We start from the raw sequence: 3,710 nt of genomic DNA on the forward strand, positions 1-3,710 counted from the left end.
CGAGCTTTCCACGACGTGGTCGGCGGCTTCAAGTTCGGCGCCCTGGGCGAAGCCCCACCGGACGCCGATGCTGCGCACCGCGTTCTCGCGGGCGGCATCCAAGTCATAATAGCGGTCCCCGACCACGACGCTGCCGGCCGGATCCAGGTCCGCCTCACGCAGCGCGGCGGCCACGATGTGCGCCTTGCTGGAACCGTGGTTCCCGCCTCGCCGATGTTCCCGTGCACGGCATCGAGCAGGGGGCTCAGTTCCTGGACGTCCAGCAGCTGCCGGGCGATCGGCTCGGGTTTGGCGGTGGTGACCGCCACATGGATCCGCGCTTCGCGCAGCCGGTGCAGCAGCTCGCGGATTCCGGGGTAGACGCGGGATTCGGCCATGCCCGATTCGGCGTAGCGCTGCCGGTAGCTGGCGATCACCGTGTCAACGTTGTGCTCCCCGACCCCGTCCAGGGTGCGCAGCCCAATCTGCAGCGGCGGGCCGACCAGCGCGGCGACCCGCGCCTCCCCCGGATCCGGCAGGCCGTGGCTCACCAGCGCATGGCGGATGCCAGAGGTTATGGCTCCGGCCGGGTCCACCAGGTCCCGTCCAGATCGAAAAGAACACTTGAAACCGACAACATCACCTAGTCATTCTCGCATGCCCGCGCCCCGGCCCCGGCCATCCATGCCCGTGGGGGCATACGCAGGTGGCGCAGGCGGGCCGGGCGCGGTTACGGAAGGATCTCGGCCAGGAAGCGTCCGGTGTGCGATTCGGGCACCTTTGCCACCGCTTCGGGGGTGCCGGTGGCCATCAGCTGCCCGCCCCCGGAGCCGCCCTCCGGGCCCAGGTCGATGACCCAGTCGGTGGACTTGATGACATCCAGGTTGTGCTCGATGGTCAGCACCGTGTTGCCCTTGTCGACCAGGCCCTGCAGCACCTTCAGCAGCTTGCGGATGTCCTCGAAGTGCAGCCCGGTGGTCGGCTCGTCCAGCACGTAGATGGATCGGCCGTTGGAGCGCTTCTGCAGTTCCGCGGCCAGCTTCACGCGCTGGGCCTCACCGCCGGAAAGGGTGGTGGCCGGCTGGCCCAGGCGCACATAGCCCAGCCCGACGTCCACCAGGGTGTTCAGGTGCCGGGCGATCGGGGTGAAGGCGCTGAAGAACTCGGCGGCCTCGCTGATTGGCATGTCCAGCACGTCGGCGATGTTCTTGCCCTTGTAGAGCACCTGCAGGGTTTCGCGGTTGTAGCGCGCCCCATGGCAGACCTCGCACGGCACGTACACGTCGGGCAGGAAGTTCATCTCGATCTTCAAGGTGCCGTCACCCGAGCAGGCCTCGCAGCGTCCCCCCTTGACGTTGAAGGAGAAGCGCCCGGGCATGTAGCCGCGCAGCTTGGCCTCATTGGTTTCGGCGAACAGCTTGCGGATGTGGTCGAACACCCCGGTGTAGGTGGCCGGGTTCGAGCGCGGGGTGCGCCCGATCGGCGACTGGTCCACGTGCACCACCTTGTCCAGGTGTTCCAGGCCCTGCACCCGGGTGTGCCGGCCGGGCACCTGCTTGGCGCCGTTGAGCTTGTTCGCCAGCACCTTGTACAGGATGTCGTTGACCAGGGTCGACTTGCCCGAGCCGGACACGCCGGTGACGGCGGTGAACACGCCCAGCGGGAAGTCCACGGTCAGGTCCTGCAGGTTGTTCTCCTGGGCGCCGACTACCTTCAGCATCCGCTTCTTGTCGACCTTGCGGCGGTTTTCGGGCACCTCGATCCTGCGCCGCCCGGCCAGGTAGTCGCCGGTCAGCGACAGCTCGTTGCGCTTCAGCTCCTCCAGGGACCCGGAGTGCACCACGGTGCCGCCGTGCTCCCCGGCGCCCGGGCCGATGTCCACGATCCAGTCGGCCTCGGCAATGGTGTCCTCGTCGTGCTCGACCACGATCAGCGTGTTGCCCAGGGAGCGCAGCCGGATCAGGGTCTCAATCAGCCGGCGGTTGTCGCGCTGGTGCAGCCCGATCGACGGTTCGTCCAGCACGTAGAGCACCCCGACCAGCCCGGAGCCGATCTGGGTGGCCAGGCGGATGCGCTGGGCCTCGCCGCCGGAGAGCGTGCCGGCGGCCCGCTCCAGGGTCAGGTACTCCAGGCCCACGTCCAGCAGGAAGCGCATGCGCGCCCCGATCTCCTTGAGCACCTGCGCGGCGATCTGCGCCTCGCGTTCGCTCATCTGGACAGTTTCCATGAACTGGGCGGCGCTGCGCAGGTCCATGGCACACACCTCGGCGATGGACTTGCCGCCCACCAGCACCGAGAGCGAGGCCGGGTTCAGCCGCGCTCCGTTGCAGGTCGGGCACGGGATCTGGCGCATGTACTGCTCGTAGCGGTCCCGGGCGTGGTCGGACTCGGTTTCCTGGTGCTTGCGGTGCACGTAGGCGATGACGCCTCAAAACCGGTGGTGTACTTGCGTTCGCGCCCGAACCGGTTGCGGTACTGCACCACGACCTTGTGGTCCTTGCCGTTGAGGATCGCGTTGCGGGCCTTGGCCGGCAGGTCCTTCCAGCGGGTGTCCATCGAAAAGCCCAGGTCCTTGCCCAGGCCCTCGATCAGCCGGTTCCAGTATTCGGTGGTGGCCTTGCCCAGCGACCAGGGGGCGATCGCCCCGTCGGCCAGCTTCACCTCGTCATCGGGCACGATCAGCGCCTCGTCGACCTCCAGCTTGGTGCCGATGCCGCTGCAGGCCGCGCAGGCGCCGAACGGGTTGTTGAAGGAGAAGGTGCGCGGTTCGATCTCGTCGATCGCCAGCGGGTGCTCATTCGGGCAGGCCAGGTTCTCGGAAAACGCGCGCACCCGCTGCGGGTCATCGGCGTCCAGGTCCACGAAGTCCACCAGCACGCGCCCGTCGGCCAGGCCCAGCGCGGTCTCAATGGAATCGGTCAGCCGCTGGCGCACGGTGTCGTTGATCGCCAGGCGGTCCACGACCACCTCGATGGTGTGCTTGTACTGCTTGGCCAGCTTCGGCGGGTCGGTCAGCTGGATGGTTTCCCCGTCGACGCGGGCGCGGGCGTAGCCCTTGGCGGACAGCTCGGAGAACAGGTCCACGAACTCGCCCTTGCGGGCGCGCACCACCGGGGCGAGCACCTGGAAGCGGGTGCGTTCGGGCAGTTCCAGCAGCTGGTCCACGATCTGCTGCGGGGTCTGCTTGGAGATCGGCTCCCCGCAGACCGGGCAGTGCGGGTGGCCGACGCGCGCCCAGAGCAGGCGCATGTAGTCGTACACCTCGGTGATGGTGCCCACGGTGGAGCGCGGGTTGCGGCTGGTGGACTTCTGGTCGATCGACACCGCCGGGGACAGGCCCTCGATGAAGTCCACATCCGGCTTGTCCACCTGGCCCAGGAACATGCGGGCGTAGGCGGAGAGGGACTCAACGTAGCGGCGCTGGCCCTCGGCGAAGATGGTGTCAAAGGCCAGGGAGGACTTGCCGGACCCGGAAAGCCCGGTGAACACGATCATTGCATCGCGCGGCAGGTCAAGGTCCACATTCTTCAGGTTGTGCTCACGGGCACCCTTGACCACCAGGTGCGACAAATCAAGTGAAGTAGTCTCTGCAGTAATAGCCACCAGCATACTAATCGAAAACTGGTTCGAATAAGAGTGCCGTTGGGCACATCTTCCGGTGATGTGCCCCGCTCCCGGCGAGCGCCGCCGGCAGGCGCTACCGCTGCACCTGCCGGGGCACGTCGGGCGCG

At 67.5% G+C, this 3,710-nt stretch carries 1 protein-coding gene and 2 pseudogenes; all 3 read right to left on the minus strand.

Features of this window, described 5'->3' with window-relative positions:
• Nucleotides 1-174, minus strand: a 174-nt coding sequence (locus tag JCM19049_RS09525) for an HAD hydrolase-like protein (protein ID WP_306420770.1), incomplete at its 3' end; no start/stop codon positions are given.
• A 104-nt stretch (nt 175-278) separates the two neighbouring features.
• Nucleotides 279-575, minus strand: a pseudogene (locus JCM19049_RS19895) (HAD hydrolase-like protein); the annotation flags it as partial.
• Nucleotides 576-709: 134 nt separating this feature from the next.
• Nucleotides 710-3,588: pseudogene (gene uvrA / locus JCM19049_RS09535) on the minus strand (excinuclease ABC subunit UvrA).
• Nucleotides 3,589-3,710 lie beyond the last annotated feature (122 nt).

It is taken from the genome of Arthrobacter sp. JCM 19049 (genome assembly GCF_001310435.1).